Genomic DNA, 19,548 nt, shown 5'->3' with positions numbered 1-19,548 from the left:
TTTTGATGCCGACAACTAAAAAACTTTTATTTCTCGGCGCCGCACTGATCCTTCTCGTAGTTGCTTGCGTGTGTTCTGTGAAATTCGGCGTTCGTTCCATCAGCACTGATGATGCAATTCAGGCGTTGCTTGGACGTTCGGACACTACAGAGCAGGCAGCTGCCTTGAAAAGAATTCCCCGCACCGTACTTGGCATCGTCATTGGCGCTGCGTTGGCGGTTGCGGGGACATCCATGCAGGCAGTGACTAGAAACCCTCTTGCTGATCCGGGTATCTTCGGTGTGCTTTCCGGTGCGTCTTTGGCAGTAGTCATCGGCATTTCTTTTTTTGATATGTCGGGGGCTGTTTTAACCATGATCGTTGCGGTTATTGGTTCTGCGGCGGCTGCTGTGTTTGTCTACACCGTCGGTTCTTTAGGCCGCGGAGGTGCAACACCGCTCAAACTGGCTCTTGCCGGTGCGGCAACTACTGCTGCGTTGACGTCTTTGGTCAGTGCTGTACTTCTGCCTCGTGTCGATGTCATGGATAAGTTCCGTTTTTGGCAGATCGGTGGCGTTGGTGGCGCGGAATGGGATCGGATGGCGTTAGCTGCACCATTTTTAACCGTTGGATTTTTAATCTGTTTGCTTACTTCCACCGGGCTTAATGCGTTGGCGTTGGGAGATGATGTGGCCACCAGTTTGGGTGAAAATGTGCTGAGAACACGGATCGTATCGTCGATAGGCGCAGTTATTTTGTGCGGCGTGGCTACGGCGTTGGCCGGCCCGATCGCGTTTGTGGGGCTCGTGGTTCCGCATATTACCCGCCTGATTGTGGGCACAGATCACCGCTGGTTGGTGCCGTGTTCGGCCCTGGCTGGTGCGGTATTGATTGTTGCTGCAGATACGTTCGGTCGTGTTGTGACTCGCCCGAGTGAAATTGCGGTGGGCATCATCATGCCGATTATTGGAGCGCCACTATTTATTTGGATTATTCGTCGTCAGAAAGTCAAGGAGCTATGAGTCTTAGCCATCAACTCAAGCGCCAGCGCGCATCGCGCAACTCCCGCAGGTGGCTGATTATTGCGGCATTGGGCGTCGTAACGCTTGGTGTTTTTGCTTTTTCTTTGATGTGGGGTGAAGTGTTTTATGGCCCTGCTCAGGTGATTCAGGTGTTGTCTGGGCAGCAGGTTCCCGGCGCGAGTTATTCCGTGGGTGTGTTGCGTTTGCCGCGGGCTGTGATGGGGCTGACGGCCGGCTTGGCTTTCGGCGCAGCGGGTGTGATTTTTCAGACGTTGCTGCGTAATCAATTGGCGTCGCCAGATATTATCGGTATTTCTTCTGGCGCTTCGGCTGCTGGTGTGATTTGCATTGTGTTTTTCGGCATGTCGCAGTCGGCGGTTTCAGCGGTTGCGCTGGTTGCTGCGTTGTCTGTGGCATTGGTGATTTATTTAGTGGCCTACCGTGGTGGTTTTTCCGCTACCCGCTTGATTTTAACGGGTATTGGTATTGCTGCGATGCTGAATTCTTTGGTGTCCTATTCGCTGTCTAAGGCTGATTCTTGGGATTTGCCAACTGCGACTCGCTGGTTGACTGGTTCGCTGAATGGTGCCACGTGGGATCGTGCCATGCCGTTGATTATCACCGCGGCTGTGTTGATTCCGCTGCTGATTGCCAATGCGCGCAACATGGATTTAATGCGTTTGGGTAATGATTCAGCCGTCAGCTTAGGTGTGGCAACAAATCGCACGCGCATCATTGCCATTATCGCGGCAGTCGCGCTGATTGCTGTGGCCACGGCTGCGTGCGGCCCGATTTCTTTTGTGGCGTTTGTGTCCGGCCCCATTGCAGCCCGGATTTTAGGTTCTGGCGGATCCCTTATCATCCCATCCGCTCTAATCGGCGGGTTGATTGTGCTGATCGCAGACCTTATTGGCCAATACTTCCTGGGCACCCGCTACCCCGTCGGCGTTGTCACCGGCGCGTTCGGCGCACCATTTTTGATCTATTTGCTTGTTCGTTCCAATCGCGCGGGAGTAACCCTGTGACCACCAACCATCAGCTTTCCACCGACAGCATTTCGCTGTCCTACGGCGATCGCACCATCATTGATTCGCTCAGCCTCGACATTGTTCCCGGCAAAATCACCTCCATCGTGGGCCCCAACGGATGCGGCAAGTCGACGTTGCTGCGCGCCCTTGCGCGCCTCCTTAAACCCAGCGCCGGGCAAGCGCTTATCGACGCCACCCCCCTTCACTCACTGCCCGGCAAAGAACTAGCCCGCATGTTGGGCCTGTTGCCACAATCCCCAACTGCACCTGAAGGCATCGTTGTCGCCGACCTGGTCGGTCGTGGACGCCACCCCCACCAAGGACTAATGGGCCGGTGGTCTGCACGCGACTATGAAGTAGTTGCACAATCTTTGGAAAGAACAAACACCACCGAGCTTGCAGAACGCTCCATCGATGAACTTTCCGGCGGCCAACGCCAACGCGTGTGGATCGCCATGGCGCTTGCCCAAGAAACAGATATTTTGCTTCTCGACGAACCCACCACCTACCTCGACATCGCCAACCAACTCGAGGTTTTGGATCTTTTAACCGATCTCAACCGCAACCACGGCACCACCATCGTCATGGTGCTGCACGAACTAGGTCTAGCCGCCCGCTATTCCGACCATCTCGTGGCCATGAATGGCGGAGAAATCTATTCCCAGGGCAACCCCGCAGAAGTTATTACAGAAACCATGATGAGCGACGTGTTCCACACCAAAGCACGCATCATCCCCGACCCCGTCTCTGGCGCACCTTTGGTCATGCCCATGGGACGACACCACATAACCACACCTTAACTAGGAGAAACGCTATGCCCGCACCAGTAACCGCCATCGTTGAATCTGCTACACAGATCAGCCCCAACTTCATCCGAGTTGTATTCACCGGCCCAGAAATGAAGGTCGTGGGCAGCAATTCTCCTCTTTATGATCAGCGCATCAAACTAATCTTCCCCAACCCAGGCCAACCACTCCCCACATTTCCTGAAAACGGAGTGTGGTACGAAGAATGGGCCAAACTCCCTGAAGATTCCCGCGGCGTCATGCGCACCTACTCCATTAGATCCCTAGAGCGCACCGAAGAAGCTACCCGCATGACAGTTGACTTCGTCCTTCACATCGCGCCGGGTCTCACCGGGCCAGCCTCAACGTGGGCAGCTCAGGCTCAAGCCGGCGATGAAATCCTCATTGTGGCACCGCGTCTAGATGCTGAGTTCATGGGTGGCATCGAGTTTGATCCAGGTGCCGCCACCAAAGTCATTCTTGCTGGTGATGAAACCGCAGCTCCAGCCATCGCACGCATCCTAGAAGATCTAGTCGATTCTGATATTCCAGGCACTGCGATGATTGAAATCCCCACCGATGAAGATGCCTTGGATATTTTTGGCCCCTCCTCCATCGAGGTCAAATGGCTTCCCCGCAACGGCCGGAAACACGGTGAGGCGCTAATGGAAGCCATGGCACTGCACCACGAAGAAACTGAAGCAGCAGCTGCCACCGAAGATGACTTGGTGTGGGAGACCCCTGTGTACTCTGCCACCGGCGAAAAAATCACAGAATCTAACCCGCGCTCAGGTGATTACTACTGGATTGCTGGTGAAAGTGGCGTTGTCACAAGCATCCGTCGCTCATTGGTCAAGGAGAAGGGCCTTGATCGTTCCCAGGTGGCATTCATGGGGTATTGGAAACATGGTGTTGCCATGCGGGGCTGAAACTGCCACCGAAGGCACCAGCAATTGCTATAACACTGTATTCTAGGTAGCTGAACAAAAGAGCCCATCAACCAAGGAGACTCATGGCTAAGATCATCTGGACCCGCACCGACGAAGCACCGCTGCTCGCGACCTACTCGCTGAAGCCGGTCGTCGAGGCATTTGCTGCTACCGCGGGCATTGAGGTCGAGACCCGGGACATTTCACTCGCTGGACGCATCCTCGCCCAGTTCCCGGAGCGCCTCACCGACGAGCAGAAGGTAGGAGATGCACTCGCAGAACTCGGCGAGCTAGCTAAGACTCCTGAAGCAAATATCATTAAGCTTCCAAACATTTCTGCTTCCGTTCCACAGCTGAAGGCTGCTATTAAGGAACTGCAGGATCAGGGCTACGACATCCCAGACCTGCCTGACACTGCCACCACCGACGAGGAAAAAGACATCCTCGCTCGTTACAACGCTGTTAAGGGTTCCGCTGTGAACCCAGTGCTGCGTGAAGGCAACTCTGACCGCCGCGCACCAATTGCAGTGAAGAACTTTGTGAAGAAGTTCCCTCACCGCATGGGCGAGTGGTCTGCAGATTCCAAGACCAACGTTGCCACCATGGGTGCAAATGACTTCCGTCACAACGAGAAGTCAATCATTTTAGATGCAGCCGATGAAGTGCAGATCAAGCACATCGCAGCTGACGGCACCGAAACCATCCTGAAGGACAGCCTCAAGCTGCAGCAGGGTGAAGTTCTTGACGCCACCGTCATGTCTGCAAAGGCACTGGACGCATTCCTTCTTGAGCAGGTTGCTCGCGCAAAGGAAGAAGGCATCCTCTTCTCCGCTCACCTGAAGGCCACCATGATGAAGGTCTCCGACCCCATCATCTTCGGCCACGTTGTGCGCGCTTACTTTGCTGATGTATTTGCACAGTACGGCGATCAGCTTCTAGCTGCTGGCCTCAACGGCGAAAACGGCCTGGCTGCCATCCTCTCTGGCCTGGAGTCCCTGGACAACGGCGAAGAAATCAAGGCTGCATTTGAAAAGGGTCTGGAAGACGGCCCAGATCTGGCCATGGTTAACTCCGCTCGCGGAATCACCAACCTGCACGTTCCTTCCGACGTCATCGTTGACGCTTCTATGCCAGCCATGATCCGCACCTCTGGCCACATGTGGAACAAGGACGACCAGGAGCAGGACACCCTGGCTATCATCCCGGACTCCTCCTACGCTGGCGTCTACCAGACTGTTATCGATGACTGCCGTAAGAACGGCGCATTCGACCCAACCACCATGGGTACCGTTCCAAACGTTGGTTTGATGGCTCAGAAGGCTGAAGAGTACGGCTCCCACGACAAGACCTTCCGCATCGAAGCAGACGGCAAGGTTCAGGTTGTTGCCTCCAACGGTGACGTTCTGATCGAGCACGACGTTGAGGCAAACGACATCTGGCGTGCATGCCAGGTCAAGGATGCCCCAATCCAGGACTGGGTCAAGCTTGCTGTTACCCGCTCCCGTCTCTCCGGTATGCCTGCAGTGTTCTGGTTGGATCCAGAGCGCGCACACGACCGCAACCTGATCACCCTGGTTGAAAAGTACCTGGACGACCACGACACCGAAGGCCTGGACATCCAGATCCTCTCCCCTGTTGAGGCAACCCAGCTTTCCGTCGACCGCATCCGTCGCGGTGAGGACACCATTTCCGTTACCGGTAACGTGCTGCGTGACTACAACACCGACCTCTTCCCAATCCTTGAGCTCGGCACTTCTGCAAAGATGCTCTCCGTTGTTCCTTTGATGGCTGGCGGCGGACTCTTCGAGACCGGTGCTGGTGGATCTGCTCCTAAGCACGTCCAGCAGGTTCAGGAAGAAAACCACCTGCGTTGGGATTCCCTCGGTGAGTTCCTCGCACTGGCTGAGTCCTTCCGCCACGAGCTCAACAACAACGGCAACGCAAAGGCCGGCGTTCTGGCTGACGCTCTGGACAAGGCAACTGAGAAGCTGCTGAACGAAGAGAAGTCCCCATCCCGCAAGGTTGGTGAGATCGACAACCGTGGATCCCACTTCTGGCTGACCAAGTTCTGGGCAGATGAGCTTGCTGCACAGACCGAGGACGCAGACCTGGCTGCTACCTTCGCACCAGTTGCAGAAGCACTAAACGCAAACGCTGCAGACATCGACGCTGCACTCATCGCAGTTCAGGGCAACCCAACTGATCTTGGTGGATACTACTCCCCTAACGATGAGAAGACCTCTGCAATCATGCGCCCAGTTGCACAGTTCAACGACATCGTTGACGCTTTGAAGAAGTAGCATCTTCACAATTAGCGCTGTGCTTCCTCACATGGAAGCACAGCGCTTTTGTTATTTTCCTTGCCATAATAGGCACATGCGCTATTCTCGAGTCCTCCCCGCACTTTTCATCACTGCTGCTTTAAGTATTCCTACTGCTTCAGCCGCCACACTAAGTGCTGATACCGAAAGGGAGATGTGCGTTGCCAACAACACCGAAAACTCCGCCGTGGTTTCATTTTGGAATTCCCTCGAAGACACGGTGCGCGAACAACGACTCGACGAACTAGACACCCTAGACCCTGGCCTCAAGGCAGCAATTGAGAGCTACATCGCCCAAGACGCTGATGCGCCAACAGCGGCTGAGCTACAAGTACGCCTGGACAACATCGGGTCCGGCGAAGGCCTAGCCATGTTGCTTCCTAATGATCCAACCCTGGCTGATCCCAACGCGGAACAAAGCTTCAAAACTGAATACACTTACGACGAAGCAGTCGACATAATCAACGGATTTTCCGACGATCCAGCAAGTGGCGTGCTCACCCAACTGCAACAAGCAGCCACCACCGGCACCCGCACCGCAGAAATCCGAGCCGAAGTGTTCGCCGATCGCGCCCCAGATTACAACGAATCGCAAACCGCTCTAAAAGAGGATTTCCAAAACTGCGTCGATGCCATCGATGACGCCCGCCCCATCCCCCTGCAATACATTCTGCTCGGGGGCGCCATCGCCTTGGCAGTAATTGTCCTTGCGATCAGGGCGTGGAGTAACTCAAGGAAAACATCTAAGCACAGCCAGTAGCCACTTTCCGCCTCGGCCTAGGCCCGGACTTTAAGGCTCAAGCAAGACAAGCAAAGATTGCTTATCGACGCCCCTTCCCGTGCCTCGACACCCTGCACACAGTATCCCCAAGTGACTAAATATCGGTGTACTAAAGTGTGGGCATGGTTCAAAAAGATGTTCCGGCCTCCCCTGCTACAAGAAAAGCCGATCAGGTATACACACAGATTCGCAGTGAAATCGAAGATGGAAGCCTGAAGCCGGGTCAGCGCATGTCAGAAGTTTGGCTGGTTGAACACACTGGAGCGTCAAGAACGCCTGTTAGGGATGCTCTCCGCAGGTTAGCTGCTGATGAGTTGATCATTTTGGAACCTCGACAAGCGCCCATGGTGTCGCCATTGTCGCTTCGCGATATTAAGGATCTGTTTGAGTTTCGTCGAATCGTTGAGGTCGCAGCGCTTGAAGAGATCGCGATTCAGGCAGGAAAATCATCCCGCATCTTTGGCTATTTTTCGACGTTGGCTGAAGATTTTCGGGACATCGAGAACGCTTTAGAAGATACCGAGTTCTTGGCCAAATTTAGAGCGTTAACCAGTAAATTTGATGAACTTGTTGCCACTTATACGCACAATCAGTTTCTAAAGCGCAGCCTCTTAGGTCTTAAACCGCACACCACGAGGCTTCGGATCATTGCTCATTCCGATCATGTGCGTCTGCACCAATCGGTTCAAGAGCATATTGATATGTGTGAGGCGATAACCTCGGGAGATTTAAGGTCGGCGGGTACTGCATGCAGGCAGCATCTTATTCATGTGGAAAAAAGCATTTTGAATGCGCTGGTTAATGCAGATTCTGCCAGCACACAAAATATAGACTTCAGGCCTTAAGGCAAATGAAGTAGCCGCATCTTGCACTCACACCTAGGATTGGTATACATTTCGGTATACCAAGAATGAATTGAGGAATTGATGCCTGACAATCACACAGTCACGATCGACGCGCAACAACTAATCGAACTCTGCACAAAGATTCTCACCGAAGTTGACGTTCCAGCAGCAGACGCCTTGCTTGTTGCAGATAGTTTGGTACAGGCAGATTTGTGGGGACACCCCTCCCATGGAGTACTTCGGCTTCCTTGGTATGTGCGCAGGCTCCAAAGTGGTGCAATGACCACTCATTCACATGTGGAGGTTCTTAACAATTTGGGTGCTGTACTGGTCTTAGATGGACACGACGGTATCGGACAAGTGCTTGCTGATCATGCTCGTAAAGAAGCAGTAACCAGAGCAATGATGTTCGGTATCGGTGCGGTGTCAGTACGAAATTCCAATCATTTCGGAACTGCAATGTATTACACCCGCAAAGCTGCAGAACAAGGCTGTGTTTCAATCCTCACCACCAATGCCTCTCCTGCGCTAGCTCCATGGGGTGGTAAAGAAAAACGCATTGGTACTAATCCGTGGTCCATTGCGGCACCTTTTGGTGATTCTGCGGCGGTGGTCGATATAGCTAATACAGCTGTTGCTCGTGGAAAGATCTATCAGGCACGTCAGCAGAATATGCCGATCCCCGAAACGTGGGCAATTACAAGTGAGGGTGCTGCCACCACTGATCCTTCAGAGGCAATCAATGGTGTCATCCTTCCCATGGCGGGTCATAAAGGTTATGCGATCAGCTTCATGATGGATGTGTTGTCTGGAGTTCTCACCGGTTCACAGCACAGCACAAAGGTTCATGGACCTTATGAGCCCACTCCCCCTGGTGGCGTTGGCCACTTATTCATTGCTTTGGATGTTGCAGCGTTTCGTGATCCAGGTGATTTCGATGAAGCACTAAGCGCATTGGTTAGGCAAGTAAAAACCACTCCAAAAGCACACAACACCGAGGAGATTTTTTACCCCGGTGAATTAGAAGACCGTGCGCATCGTAAAAACTCTGCGCACGGTATCTCACTGCCTAGAAAAACCTGGGTGGAACTTCAAGAGCTAGCTATCGAAACGGGTGGGTCGGGGCGTCGAAAAGCAAAAATCTTTTAACGCTTTTCAATCGGCGCCACTTGGCGCTGCTCCTCGCCGTTGTACTCGGACAGCGGGCGGATAAGCGAGTTGTTTTCAAACTGTTCCACGATGTGCGCGGTCCAACCAGCGACGCGGGCGATGACGAACAGCGGGGTAAAGAAATCGACCGGGAAACCAAGCAGGTGGTAGGCAGGGCCTGCTGGGAAATCGAGGTTTGGCTTAATGCCGGTGCGCGCATCCATGGCGTCGCGCATGTTTTCATACATGGCAACCCACTTCTCGCCGTCGTGGCGAGCAGCTAGTTCTCGGAAAGATTTCTCCATGGATGGCACGCGGGAATCGCCGCGCTTGTACACGCGGTGGCCAAAGCCCATGACCACGTTCTTGTTGTCTAAGGCATTGTTGATCCAGTCGGCGGCCTTATCTGGGTCGTCGATTTCCAGCATGGTGTGCATGACGAACTCGTTCGCGCCACCGTGCAGCGGACCCTTGAGCGCACCGATCGCGCCGGTGATGGCGGAATACACATCCGATTTGGTGGAGGTGATCACGCGGGAGGTAAAGGTGGAAGCATTGAAGGAGTGCTCGGCGTAGAGGATCAGAGATTTCTCGAAGTCGCGCACATCCTCTGGGTTGGATGCAGGTGAGTCCGGGCCGGTACCAAACACCATGGACAACAGGTTTTCGGCGACCGATTTACTCGAATCAGGTGCGATGATATCAAGGCCTTTGCGGCGACGAATGTCCATGGCCAGGACCATCGGCAGCTGCGCCAACAGGTTGTGTCCTACCCTGCGGATATGATCAGCATCGGTGGTGAAGTACTCAGAATCCTTAGTACCCATGTAGGAAACGGCGGTGCGCATGACATCCATGGGGTGCGCTTCTTTAGGCAAGGAGTGAATAAGTGAGATCAATCCGGCATCCAAGCTGCGGTAGGATCGGCCGCGCTCGTTGAATTCTGCAAGCTGCTCTGCAGTGGGAAGCTCACCGTTCCACAGCAGGTAGAAGACTTCCTCGAAGCTGCAGTTTTCCACCAGATCTTCCACCGCGTAGCCACGGTAGGTTAATGAATTGGTTTCTGGCATGACCTTGGATACGGCAGTGTAATCGGCGATGACACCGTAGAGTCCTTTGCGAACTTCTACGTTTTGGGTGTGTGACATGGTAATTCACTCCTTAAAAATGGTGTGGGCTAGAAGGTGGGTTTGTAGTTGTCGGCGGAATAGGTGAATACTTCCTGGTCAAAGGCGTTGTATTCGTTGTAGCGCAGCAGCTCATACAGGCGGGAGCGGTGTTGCATTCGGTCTACCCAGTCAGTTTGGGTTCCAGTGTTTGCGATATCGGACAGTGCTTGTTCCACTTGGCCCATCGCAATCCGCAGCAAAGTCACGGGATAGATCACTGCGTTGTAGCCAATATCTTCTAGAAGCTGTGCTGGTAAAAGTTCGGTTTTGCCAAACTCTGTCATATTGGCCAGCAGTGGGATGTCTACTGCTGCGCGGAATTTTTCAAAATCTGCCGGGGTGTAGAGCGCTTCGGTGAAAATCATGTCGGCGCCCGCATCCGCATAGGCTTTGGCGCGCTCGATGGCGGAGTCAATGCCTTCCACTCCCGCGGCGTCGGTGCGCGCGCAGATGACAAACTGCTCATCGCGGCGTTCATTGACGGCTGCGGTGATACGCCGGATCATGATGTCGGTGCTCACCACTTCTTTGCCGTCCAAATGCCCGCAGCGTTTCGGGTTGACTTGGTCTTCAAGGTGGCATCCGGCAACGCCTGCGTCTTCGAGTTCTGCGACGGTGCGCGCGGCGGACATGGGTTCGCCGAAGCCGGTGTCGGCGTCGACAAGCACAGGCAAGTCCGTGACCCGCGCAATTTGCTTGGATCGGCCGGCCACTTCGGTCAATGTGGTCAGCCCGATATCGGGTAGCGCCAGGTCAGCGGCTACGACGGCGCCGGAGACGTACACGCCTTCAAATCCAGCTTCCTGGATTGCGCGGGCAGCGAGCGGGGAAAACGCACCAGGCATGCGGGCAATTTCAGGTGCAGCAAGTGCCGCCCTTAAAGCTTTTCGACGCTCCGTTGGTGCAACAGCAGAGGAAAACAATCCCGCCATCAGAACAGTCCTTCCGAAATCTTAGGAGCCTTTGCCAAAACATCAGCATCGATTTCAATGTTGAGCTCTGAAAGATCCTCAAGCTCATGTGTGCGTTGTACTGCATCCAAGAAACGCTCCTGCTCCTTGTCAGAAACAACACCTTCGGCGAGAGTGCGGAATTTTTCGATGTACTGCTCCCGCGCAAAAGGCCGTGCTCCAAGTGGATGTGCATCAGCAACAGCAAGCTCATCTTCCACCACGGTTCCATCCTTGAACGTGATCACTGCACGCGCTCCAAATGCCTTTTCTGCAGGATCAGTAGAGTGATAGCGCCTAGTCCACTCAGGATCCTCCACCGTGGAAATCTTGTTCCACAACTCGATGGTCTGTGGGCGGTGGGCACGCTCTGGAGCATAAGAACGCTCGTGATGCCACGCACGATCTTCCAGGGCGACGGCGAAAATGTACATGATGGAGTGATCGAGTGTTTCACGCGTTGCGTCTGGATCGAACTTCTCCGGATCGTTCGATCCCGTACCAATGACATAGTGAGTGTGGTGGGAGGTGTGCAGCACAATGGATTCAACATCGCGCAGATCCAGACCTTGTTCTGCCAGCTTCTCCCCCATGCTGCGCGCCAAATCAATCGGTGCCTGTGACTGGTATTCCGCAGAGTGTTCCTTTGTATAGGTATCCAAAATTCCGCGCTTGGCCTCACCCTCCTCGGGCAGAGGAACCGAGTAGATGTGATCAGGTCCAGACAGCAGCCATGCGATCACGCCGTCTTCACCTTCCCAGATTGGTGCCGGTGCCCCCTCACCACGCATTGCGCGATCAACCGCCTCAATGGCCATCTTTCCAGCAAAGGCAGGAGCAAAAGCCTTCCATGAAGAAATCGCACCTTTTCGCGACTGCCTCGTAGCCGTCGTGGTGTGCAAAGCCTGACCAATTGCCTGGTAGATGGTATCCACATCGAGATTAAGCAACGTTCCAATACCAGCAGCTGCCGATGGTCCAAGATGAGCCACGTGGTCGATCTTGTGCTCATGCAAACAAATACCACGCACCAAATTCACCTGAATCTCATATCCAGTAGCGATACCCCGGATCAGATCCTTTCCACCTTTTCCAGCCTGCTGTGCTGCCGCCAAAATCGGAGGAATATTATCACCCGGGTGGGAGTAATCCGCAGCTAAAAACGTATCGTGGAAATCTAGCTCACGCACAGCCGTACCATTGGCCAACGCTGCCCACTCAGCTGCGTAACGTCCTGGCAAACCAAATACCGAAGCACCTCGACCGTCAGTCACTGGTCTAACCTGCGCCATGGAACGGGCAGATGTTACTGGACCACGCAGCACAGATGCTGCCTGAACTGACGCATTATCGATGATCCGGTTGATGATCATTTCCTGGGTTTCATCGGAAACTTCCACTGGATCAACCGCAACGCGAGCAATCTTGTAAGCCAAGTGCTCCTCATATGGGAACGGTTCTGCAGAACGACGAGTGCGAACTTCATGGGTAATCATGTTGGAATGTGACTCCTTCTCGGAAGCTTGTACAAGGGCCATGCAAGGACTATGCATTACTTATGCTTCACATCACGCTACGCCCAAAAAAGAGATCGCGGTCACTGTAGATATTGTGTATTGTTGTGGCTATTTCTTACTATTTTAGTAAATTGTGTGAAATCCGCAGGCCAGAGGTCATTTTTTGGTGGAGTGGTTGCGGTCCCTTTAGCGCGCGGGGGCAATTTTCCAGGTGCAATGAGCATCATCCAAGGCCGGGAATCCACAAGACGAGCGTCACGGTTTTGGTGGACCGCCCGTGGAGCGTCCACAAAATGTGTTTGTGATTCTCCGTCTGTACATAAGACCACAAGATATCGGCAAAATGGTGACCAAAATCAGGAAATCTTGTTGTCTTATGTACGCACAGCTGCTTAATCCGTTGCCCCCTTAATAACAAAGGCACGTTGATTCAATAAAGAATCAACGTGCCTTTGTCATTTAACTTTAGTTAGCAGCAGCGAGCGCCAGGATTGGCATCCTGTTCCGCATAGCGCGCCCGCCAATATTCCCGTTCAGTAGGAATCGGAGCATCTGGATGGTGATGCTTCAGGTGCACCACATACTTTGAGTATGCGGTGTCCCCCATCAGCTCAGTGAGATACCACCACACTGCACGCGGGATTTTCCATAGGCTACGAACAAGAGTTGTCATGATTTAATGCGATCCTGATGAAATAGGTGTACCTCCAGGGTAACGCTCATCCCACATTGCTTGCACTTCTTTATCCCTAGAGGAGGCCATAAATCCGGTTGGGGCGAAGAACTCAGAATCGGTGTCAGGCTCTTCAGTCAGCGCAAGCGGCGTTCCAGCCGAGCGAGCACGAACCGCCTGGATACACACAGCTACTGCAGCACCGACAACAACCAGAACAAGGACGGCAAACAGAATGGATAGAATGCCCTGGATCAGGGTGTTTCGGATAACTGCATCAATTGCCTCAGGTGATTTAGCTGCACCGAACTCGGAAAGTCCCTGGGCCTTAGCATCACGGAAGTTGGCGTTTTGAGCCCAGTAGCCAATAGCAGGATCCGAATGGAAAATCTTTTGCCACGAAGCGGTCATGGTGACAATAAGGTCCCACACCAAAGGAACACCTGGGATCCATGCCCACTTGTATAGCCCCTTCTTCACCACAACCACTAAGACAAGAGCCAGTGCGATGGCGGCAAGCAGCTGGTTTGCGATACCAAACAGTGGGAACAACACGTTGATGCCACCGAGTGGATCTGTAACACCCATGAGCAAAATGGCACCCCACAAAGCACACACAAACACAGTTGAAATCCAGTTGCCGAGGGTCCATGTTGGGTCCTTGAAGCGGCGCAGACCTGGAACGTTTCCAAGGGTGTCTGTCATCATGAAACGTGCAACTCGGGTGCCCGCATCAACGGTGGTCAAGATGAACAGTGCTTCAAACATGATGGCGAAGTGGTACCAAAACGCCTTCATGCCAGCACCACCGATGAAGCCAGACAGAATCTCTGACATACCGAAGGCCAAGGTTGGCGCGCCACCAGTACGGGAAATAACAGTGGATTCTCCAACGCCTTCTGCAGCAGAAGCTAATTGATCAGCAGTGATATCTGCACCAGGAAGACCAATGGAATTTACCCATTCAGCTGCAGTTGCCGGATCTCCACCAGTTAGTGCCAACGGTGCGTTCATGGAGAAGTACAGGTGACGATCCAAAATAACAGCGGTAATCAGCGCCATAATCGCCACGAATGATTCCATCAGCATGCCACCGTAGCCGAGCATGCGCATTTGGGATTCCTTTTCCACCAGCTTTGGCGTAGTGCCGGAGGAAATCAGAGCATGGAATCCAGAAAGTGCACCACAGGCGATGGTGATGAAGAGGAACGGGAACAGGCTTCCAGAGAACACCGGCCCGTTTCCTTCAAGCGCGAAGGTAGTAACGGAAGGCATCTGCACTTCTGGGCGAGCAACCAAAATACCTACTGCCAAAAGTGCGATGACGCCGATCTTCATGAAGGTAGACAGGTAATCACGTGGAGCAAGCAGCAGCCATACTGGCAGGATTGCTGCCATGATGCCGTAACCAATCAAAGCCAGAGCCAGGGTGGTCTTGGACCAGGTGAACCATTCAACACCCCATGAGGTATCTGCAACCCAACCACCGGCAACAATTGCCAACAGCAGCAGGGCGACACCAATAATCGACACCTCAGTGACCCGACCCGGACGCAAGAAGCGCAGGTAAACACCCATGAATAGCGCAATTGGGATGGTCATGGTGATGGAGAAAACTCCCCAAGGGGAATCCGCCAGGGCATTAACCACAATCAGTGCCAACACGGCAATGATGATGATCATGATGGAGATGGTGGCCAAGATGCCAGCAAAACCACCAACGGTGCCCATTTCATCGCGAACCATCTGACCTAGGGAACGTCCACGCCTGCGGGTTGATACCCACAGCACCAGGTAATCCTGTACGGCACCGGCAAAGATCACACCGAGGATAATCCACAGCGTGCCTGGAAGGTAACCCATCTGAGCTGCCATGACAGGGCCAACTAGTGGTCCGGCACCTGCGATAGCTGCAAAGTGGTGGCCAAAAAGCACGCGCCGATCAGTTGGAACGAAATCTTTTCCGTCATTGACATATTCAGCAGGTGTCGCGCGTTGATCCTTGGGCTTGACAACCTTGTACTCAATTAGGCGGGCGTAGAAGCTAAAAGCAATGATGTAAGAACCCACTGCAGCTAGAACTAGCCATACCGAGTTGATTGATTCACCGCGGGAAAATGCGATGGCACCCCAACCTAATGCGGCAAGAACACCGAATACTAGGAGCCCAACGCGGGCGGTCGGCGACATTTTCGGGGACTTTTTTACACCTACCGGCAAATCGGTGGCGTCGCTATACACCAAGTCATCTCTGGTGTTATCAGTCTGTTTTATGGTCACGATCTTTATAACTTTCTCTTTGGGCAGAAAAAGGAAAAGCTCGGCCAGATGGGTGTATCTGCATGCCGAATAGTGGATCTTTAACCGCTGGGTGTGCGACAAATCCCCGGAAATTATTATTTCCTTATCAGTGGAAACGTAACATCAGATCATGATTTACACCACCTAAACACCTCAGGAGCGGGGTTAATCACACCCCCGTCCACATAAGCTGCACGGAATCGTTTTCATCGCACAATTCCAGAGAATAAATTTAAACCACTCTGTCTATTGAAATAGACCAAGTTGTTCAGTAGGGTGCTTGGAAGAACAATTTTCCACTTGAAGAAAGTTAAGGATTTTTCCAATGCCTAAGTATGACAATTCAAATGCAGACCAGTGGGGCTTTGAAACCCGTTCCATCCACGCAGGCCAATCAGTAGATGAACAAACCAGCGCCCGCAACCTCCCTATTTACCAGTCCACGGCATTCGTCTTCGATTCCGCAGAGCACGCCAAGCAGCGCTTTGCGCTAGAGGACTTAGGTCCGGTTTATTCTCGCCTCACCAACCCAACAGTTGAGGCACTGGAAAACCGTATTGCTTCCCTAGAAGGTGGCGTCCACGCGGTCGCGTTCTCCTCCGGCCAGGCTGCAACCACCAACGCAATTCTGAACTTGGCAAGTGCCGGTGATCACATCGTCACCTCCCCTCGCCTGTACGGCGGCACCGAAACCCTGTTTCTGATTACCCTCAACCGCCTGGGCATTGAGGTCGGTTTCGTGGAAAACCCAGACGATCCTGAGTCCTGGCAGGCCGCAGTCAAGCCCAACACCAAGGCGTTTTTCGGCGAGACCTTCGCCAACCCTCAAGCTGACGTGCTGGATATCCCAGCAATCGCTGAGGTTGCACACCGCAACAGCGTTCCGCTGATTATCGATAACACCATCGCTACCGCAGCGCTCGTGCGCCCGCTTGAGCTCGGCGCAGACATCGTGGTTGCTTCCCTGACCAAGTTCTACACGGGCAACGGCTCAGGACTTGGCGGCGTGCTTATCGACGGAGGAAAGTTTGATTGGACTGTCGAGCGGGATGGAAAGCCAGTATTTCCCTACTTCGTCACCCCAGATGCTGCTTACCACGGCTTAAAGTACGCCGATCTTGGTGCACCAGCATTCGGCCTAAAAGCACGCGTGGGTCTTTTGCGTGACACCGGTTCCACCCTGTCCGCATTCAACGCATGGGCAGCAGTTCAAGGAATCGACACTCTGTCGTTGCGCCTGGAACGCCACAATGAAAACGCCGTTAAGGTTGCAGAATTCCTCAACAACCACGACAAGGTTGAAAAGGTTAACTTCGCAGGCCTGAAGGATTCCCCATGGTACGCAACCAAGGAGAAGCTCGGCCTGAAATACACCGGATCGGTCCTGACCTTTGAGATCAAGGGCGGCAAGGATGAAGCATGGGCGTTTATCGACGCCCTTAAACTCCACTCCAACCTGGCCAATATCGGTGACGTCCGCTCCCTGGTTGTTCACCCTGCCACCACCACCCACTCACAGTCTGATGAAGCAGGCCTTGCACGAGCAGGTGTCACCCAGTCCACGATACGCCTATCCGTAGGCATCGAGACCATTGATGACATCATCGCCGACCTTGAAGCCGGATTCGCTGCAATCTAGTTTGACAACGCTCACCCCAGTGCTTATGCACTGGGGTTTTTCATTTTCATCATCTCGGGAATCCAAACTAGACTAGACAGAGCTGTCCAGATACACTGGACGAAGTTTTAGTCTTGTCCACCCAGAACAGGCGGTTTTACATGCCCACCCTCGCGCCTACAGGTCAACTTGCAATCCAACCAATCGGTGATGTCGCAACCGAAGCCGGAGCAACCATCACCAATGCTGAAATCGCCTACCACCGCTGGGGAGAATACCGCGTTAATGAAGATGGACGCAGCAACGTTGTGCTCATCGAGCATGCACTAACCGGCGATTCTAACGCCGCCGAATGGTGGGCTGACCTTGTCGGGCCCGGAAAAGCAATCAACACAGATGTCTATTGCGTAATTTGCACCAATGTTATCGGCGGATGCAACGGTTCCACAGGCCCTGGTTCCAAACATCTGGATGGAAATTTCTGGGGAAATCGCTTCCCTGCAACATCCATCCGCGACCAAGTAAACGCTGAAAAACAATTCCTCGACTCCCTGGGAATTACCACCATAACCGCCGTACTCGGTGGATCCATGGGCGGTGCCCGCACCCTCGAATGGGCAGCAATGTATCCAGACGTCGTTGGAGCAGCAGCAGTCCTTGCAGTATCTGCACGCGCCAGCGCATGGCAGATTGGCATTCAATCTGCCCAAATTAAAGCCATCGAGAATGATCACCACTGGCACGAAGGCAATTACTACGAATCCGGTTGCAACCCTTCCACCGGATTAAGTGCTGCTCGGCGCATCGCGCACCTTACTTACCGTGGCGAATTAGAGATCGACGAACGCTTCGGCACCAAAGCTCAAAAAAATGAAAACCCGCTTGGCCCCTACCGCAGGCCCGATCAGCGCTTCGCCGTGGAATCCTACCTGGACTACCAGGCAGACAAACTAGTAAAGCGTTTCGACGCCGGCTCCTACGTTTTGCTCACCGACGCTCTCAACCGCCACGACATTGGCCGCGACCGAGGTGGGTTAAACAAAGCACTTGAAGCTATCAAAATTCCAGTCTTTGTCGCAGGCGTAGACACCGACATTTTGTACCCCTACCACCAGCAAGAACACCTTTCCAGGAACCTAGGCAACCTTCTTGCGATGGCTAAGATCGTATCGCCTGTTGGCCACGACGCCTTCCTCACCGAAAGCCGCCAAATGGATCGCATCATCAGAAACTTCTTTAGCCTAATCTCCCCTGATGAAGACAACCCTTCGACCTACATTGAATTCTTCATCTAATAGGAATAACCGACATATAGCTAAAGATCTCTAAAGAACTCACAGGCAATCTACCGGATAAACCAAAAAACTGTATCTACATTGTTCAGTGTGACTTTGTTGAATTCTCGTCGAGCCGCCGGTGCCTTTGCCACCACACTGGTGGCAAGCACACTTGGTTTAGGCGGATGCTCCTCCGTTACCTCCAGTGCCACGAGCTCCTCTGAACCGCCTGCGAGAGTTGCGGCGGCGATGCAAACAACGAATGGGGAGACGTCGATAAGCAATGAGCCCTCGTTTAACGCCGCACGTGAAACCTCGCTGACGGCGCTGGGGTTTATGGACTATCTCGATGAAGAGCAACGCGCCGCGTTGCTCGGAGATGGCCTCGATATCAGCACGCTATCTTGGGCCAACCAGCTCACCGCACTGCGAGTGTTGGAATCACTCTTCAACGAAAATGCATATCAGCTGGTATCTGCTGTCATTCAGCACGTCGCGCAAGAACCTGGCGATGACCCGCACCATTTCCTTAAATTCTCAACTGAGCCTTCTACCGAGAATTCTTGGGAAATGACTTTGGATGGCCCAACCGTTGGCCTGCGCGTGAGTTTTGATCCCAGTGGTCAAATCTCTTTCAAAGATGCCCATTTGGGTCTAAGTCCTGCTGAGGTTGTCAGCATTTCAGAGGCGCTAGATACTGATTATTCGCGGTCGCCAATCAAACAAACTGCAGAACAACTGATCGGCAGCTTGAACGATACGCAGCAAGCAGCACTTGAAGGTTCCGGACTGCGCGGATCGCAGCTGAGTGAACTGCAGAAAAACATGTTCATGAAAATGACATCCAATTGGATTGCGCCAGCTAATGGTGATTCCGGCTCCGTGCAACAAGAAGAAATCGCCGATACCATCGACGATACTTACATCATTTGGGATGAAGAAGACGATGGCTCTGCATACTTCGAGGTCAAAGGCCCGGAAGTGGAATTTAGCTACAAAGAAAGCCTGAATGAAGGTGAGGAACTTTCGGCACAGGGAGTTCCAAATATTCAATCAACGTTTCAAGCGCCTTAAGCCTAAAAATGTTGTGACGATAGTAACAGTGACATAAACAGGGGCACCCTTTTTATAAACTGCGGGTGATTTATAAATGGATAGTAGTAGTTTGGGTGGGGCAAAGAGTGTTGCTCTTGCATTTTAATCG

General features: G+C 53.1%; 16 protein-coding genes. 11 read left to right on the top strand and 5 right to left on the bottom strand.

All coding sequences use genetic code 11. From position 1 onward, the window contains the following. Positions 1 to 5: 5 nt before the first annotated feature. The 8 genes from N24_RS04125 to N24_RS04090 all read left to right on the top strand — a co-directional run bounded on the left by N24_RS04125 (position 6) and on the right by N24_RS04090 (position 8,839). The gene (locus N24_RS04125) at positions 6 to 1,001 is read left to right on the top strand and encodes a FecCD family ABC transporter permease (RefSeq protein ID WP_096454585.1); all 996 of its coding nucleotides are present in this window, start codon (positions 6 to 8) and stop codon (positions 999 to 1,001) included. Continuing rightward, positions 998 to 2,026 carry a FecCD family ABC transporter permease gene (locus N24_RS04120; RefSeq protein WP_096454583.1) on the top strand — a complete coding sequence of 343 codons (1,029 nt, stop codon included), beginning with the start codon at positions 998 to 1,000 and terminating at the stop codon, positions 2,024 to 2,026. The genes N24_RS04125 and N24_RS04120 overlap by 4 nt, the downstream gene beginning before the upstream one ends. Further along, entirely contained in the window at positions 2,023 to 2,829 is an 807-nt protein-coding gene (locus N24_RS04115; protein ID WP_096454581.1) for an ABC transporter ATP-binding protein, read from the top strand. The genes N24_RS04120 and N24_RS04115 overlap by 4 nt, the downstream gene beginning before the upstream one ends. A 14-nt stretch (positions 2,830 to 2,843) precedes the next feature. Then, a complete protein-coding gene (locus tag N24_RS04110) occupies positions 2,844 to 3,743 on the top strand; it encodes a siderophore-interacting protein (protein ID WP_096454579.1) in 900 nt (299 codons plus the stop codon). A gap of 83 nt (positions 3,744 to 3,826) precedes the next feature. After that, positions 3,827 to 6,043, top strand: coding sequence for an NADP-dependent isocitrate dehydrogenase (locus N24_RS04105; protein WP_096454577.1), 2,217 nt, complete (start codon positions 3,827 to 3,829; stop codon positions 6,041 to 6,043). 76 nt (positions 6,044 to 6,119) lie between these two features. Continuing rightward, complete coding sequence (locus N24_RS04100) at positions 6,120 to 6,824, top strand: hypothetical protein (RefSeq protein WP_096454575.1); 705 nt, start codon at positions 6,120 to 6,122, stop codon at positions 6,822 to 6,824. Between the two features lie 143 nt (positions 6,825 to 6,967). Further along, on the top strand, positions 6,968 to 7,690 hold the full coding sequence (locus N24_RS04095; RefSeq protein WP_096454573.1) for a GntR family transcriptional regulator: 723 nt from the start codon (positions 6,968 to 6,970) through the stop codon (positions 7,688 to 7,690). Between the two features lie 81 nt (positions 7,691 to 7,771). Beyond that, positions 7,772 to 8,839, top strand: coding sequence for an Ldh family oxidoreductase (locus N24_RS04090; RefSeq protein ID WP_096454571.1), 1,068 nt, complete (start codon positions 7,772 to 7,774; stop codon positions 8,837 to 8,839). On the opposite strand, the gene N24_RS04085 is transcribed toward N24_RS04090, so the two are convergent. From N24_RS04085 to N24_RS04065, 5 genes are all read right to left on the bottom strand, one after another. Beyond that, on the bottom strand, positions 8,836 to 9,987 hold the full coding sequence (locus N24_RS04085; protein ID WP_096454569.1) for a bifunctional 2-methylcitrate synthase/citrate synthase: 1,152 nt from the start codon (positions 9,985 to 9,987) through the stop codon (positions 8,836 to 8,838). The genes N24_RS04090 and N24_RS04085 overlap by 4 nt on opposite strands. Before the next feature lie 29 nt (positions 9,988 to 10,016). Continuing rightward, positions 10,017 to 10,940: a methylisocitrate lyase gene (gene prpB, locus N24_RS04080; RefSeq protein ID WP_167382022.1), complete on the bottom strand. Its 924-nt coding sequence runs from the start codon at positions 10,938 to 10,940 to the stop codon at positions 10,017 to 10,019. Continuing rightward, positions 10,940 to 12,454, bottom strand: coding sequence for a 2-methylcitrate dehydratase PrpD (prpD, locus tag N24_RS04075; protein ID WP_096454567.1), 1,515 nt, complete (start codon positions 12,452 to 12,454; stop codon positions 10,940 to 10,942). The genes prpB and prpD overlap by 1 nt, the downstream gene beginning before the upstream one ends. A 490-nt stretch (positions 12,455 to 12,944) precedes the next feature. Then, complete coding sequence (locus N24_RS04070) at positions 12,945 to 13,148, bottom strand: YbdD/YjiX family protein (RefSeq protein WP_096454565.1); 204 nt, start codon at positions 13,146 to 13,148, stop codon at positions 12,945 to 12,947. Positions 13,149 to 13,151: 3 nt separating this feature from the next. Then, entirely contained in the window at positions 13,152 to 15,428 is a 2,277-nt protein-coding gene (locus N24_RS04065; protein ID WP_096454563.1) for a carbon starvation CstA family protein, read from the bottom strand. Between the two features lie 346 nt (positions 15,429 to 15,774). Here N24_RS04065 and N24_RS04060 point away from each other — a divergent pair, with 346 nt between their 5' ends. The 3 genes from N24_RS04060 to N24_RS04050 all read left to right on the top strand — a co-directional run bounded on the left by N24_RS04060 (position 15,775) and on the right by N24_RS04050 (position 19,418). Beyond that, the gene (locus N24_RS04060; protein WP_096454561.1) at positions 15,775 to 17,088 is read left to right on the top strand and encodes an O-acetylhomoserine/O-acetylserine sulfhydrylase; all 1,314 of its coding nucleotides are present in this window, start codon (positions 15,775 to 15,777) and stop codon (positions 17,086 to 17,088) included. 140 nt (positions 17,089 to 17,228) lie between these two features. Next, positions 17,229 to 18,362 carry a homoserine O-acetyltransferase MetX gene (gene metX, locus N24_RS04055; RefSeq protein ID WP_096454559.1) on the top strand — a complete coding sequence of 378 codons (1,134 nt, stop codon included), beginning with the start codon at positions 17,229 to 17,231 and terminating at the stop codon, positions 18,360 to 18,362. A 231-nt stretch (positions 18,363 to 18,593) separates the two neighbouring features. Next, positions 18,594 to 19,418 (top strand): DUF3500 domain-containing protein, encoded by an 825-nt coding sequence (locus N24_RS04050; RefSeq protein WP_096459697.1) that lies wholly within the window; start codon positions 18,594 to 18,596, stop codon positions 19,416 to 19,418. Positions 19,419 to 19,548: the final 130 nt, after the last annotated feature.

This window comes from Corynebacterium suranareeae (assembly GCF_002355155.1).
In the GTDB taxonomy this organism is placed as follows: domain Bacteria; phylum Actinomycetota; class Actinomycetes; order Mycobacteriales; family Mycobacteriaceae; genus Corynebacterium; species Corynebacterium suranareeae.
The sequence above is the reverse complement of the archived record's forward strand: the minus strand, read 5'-3'. Positions and strand labels throughout refer to the sequence as shown.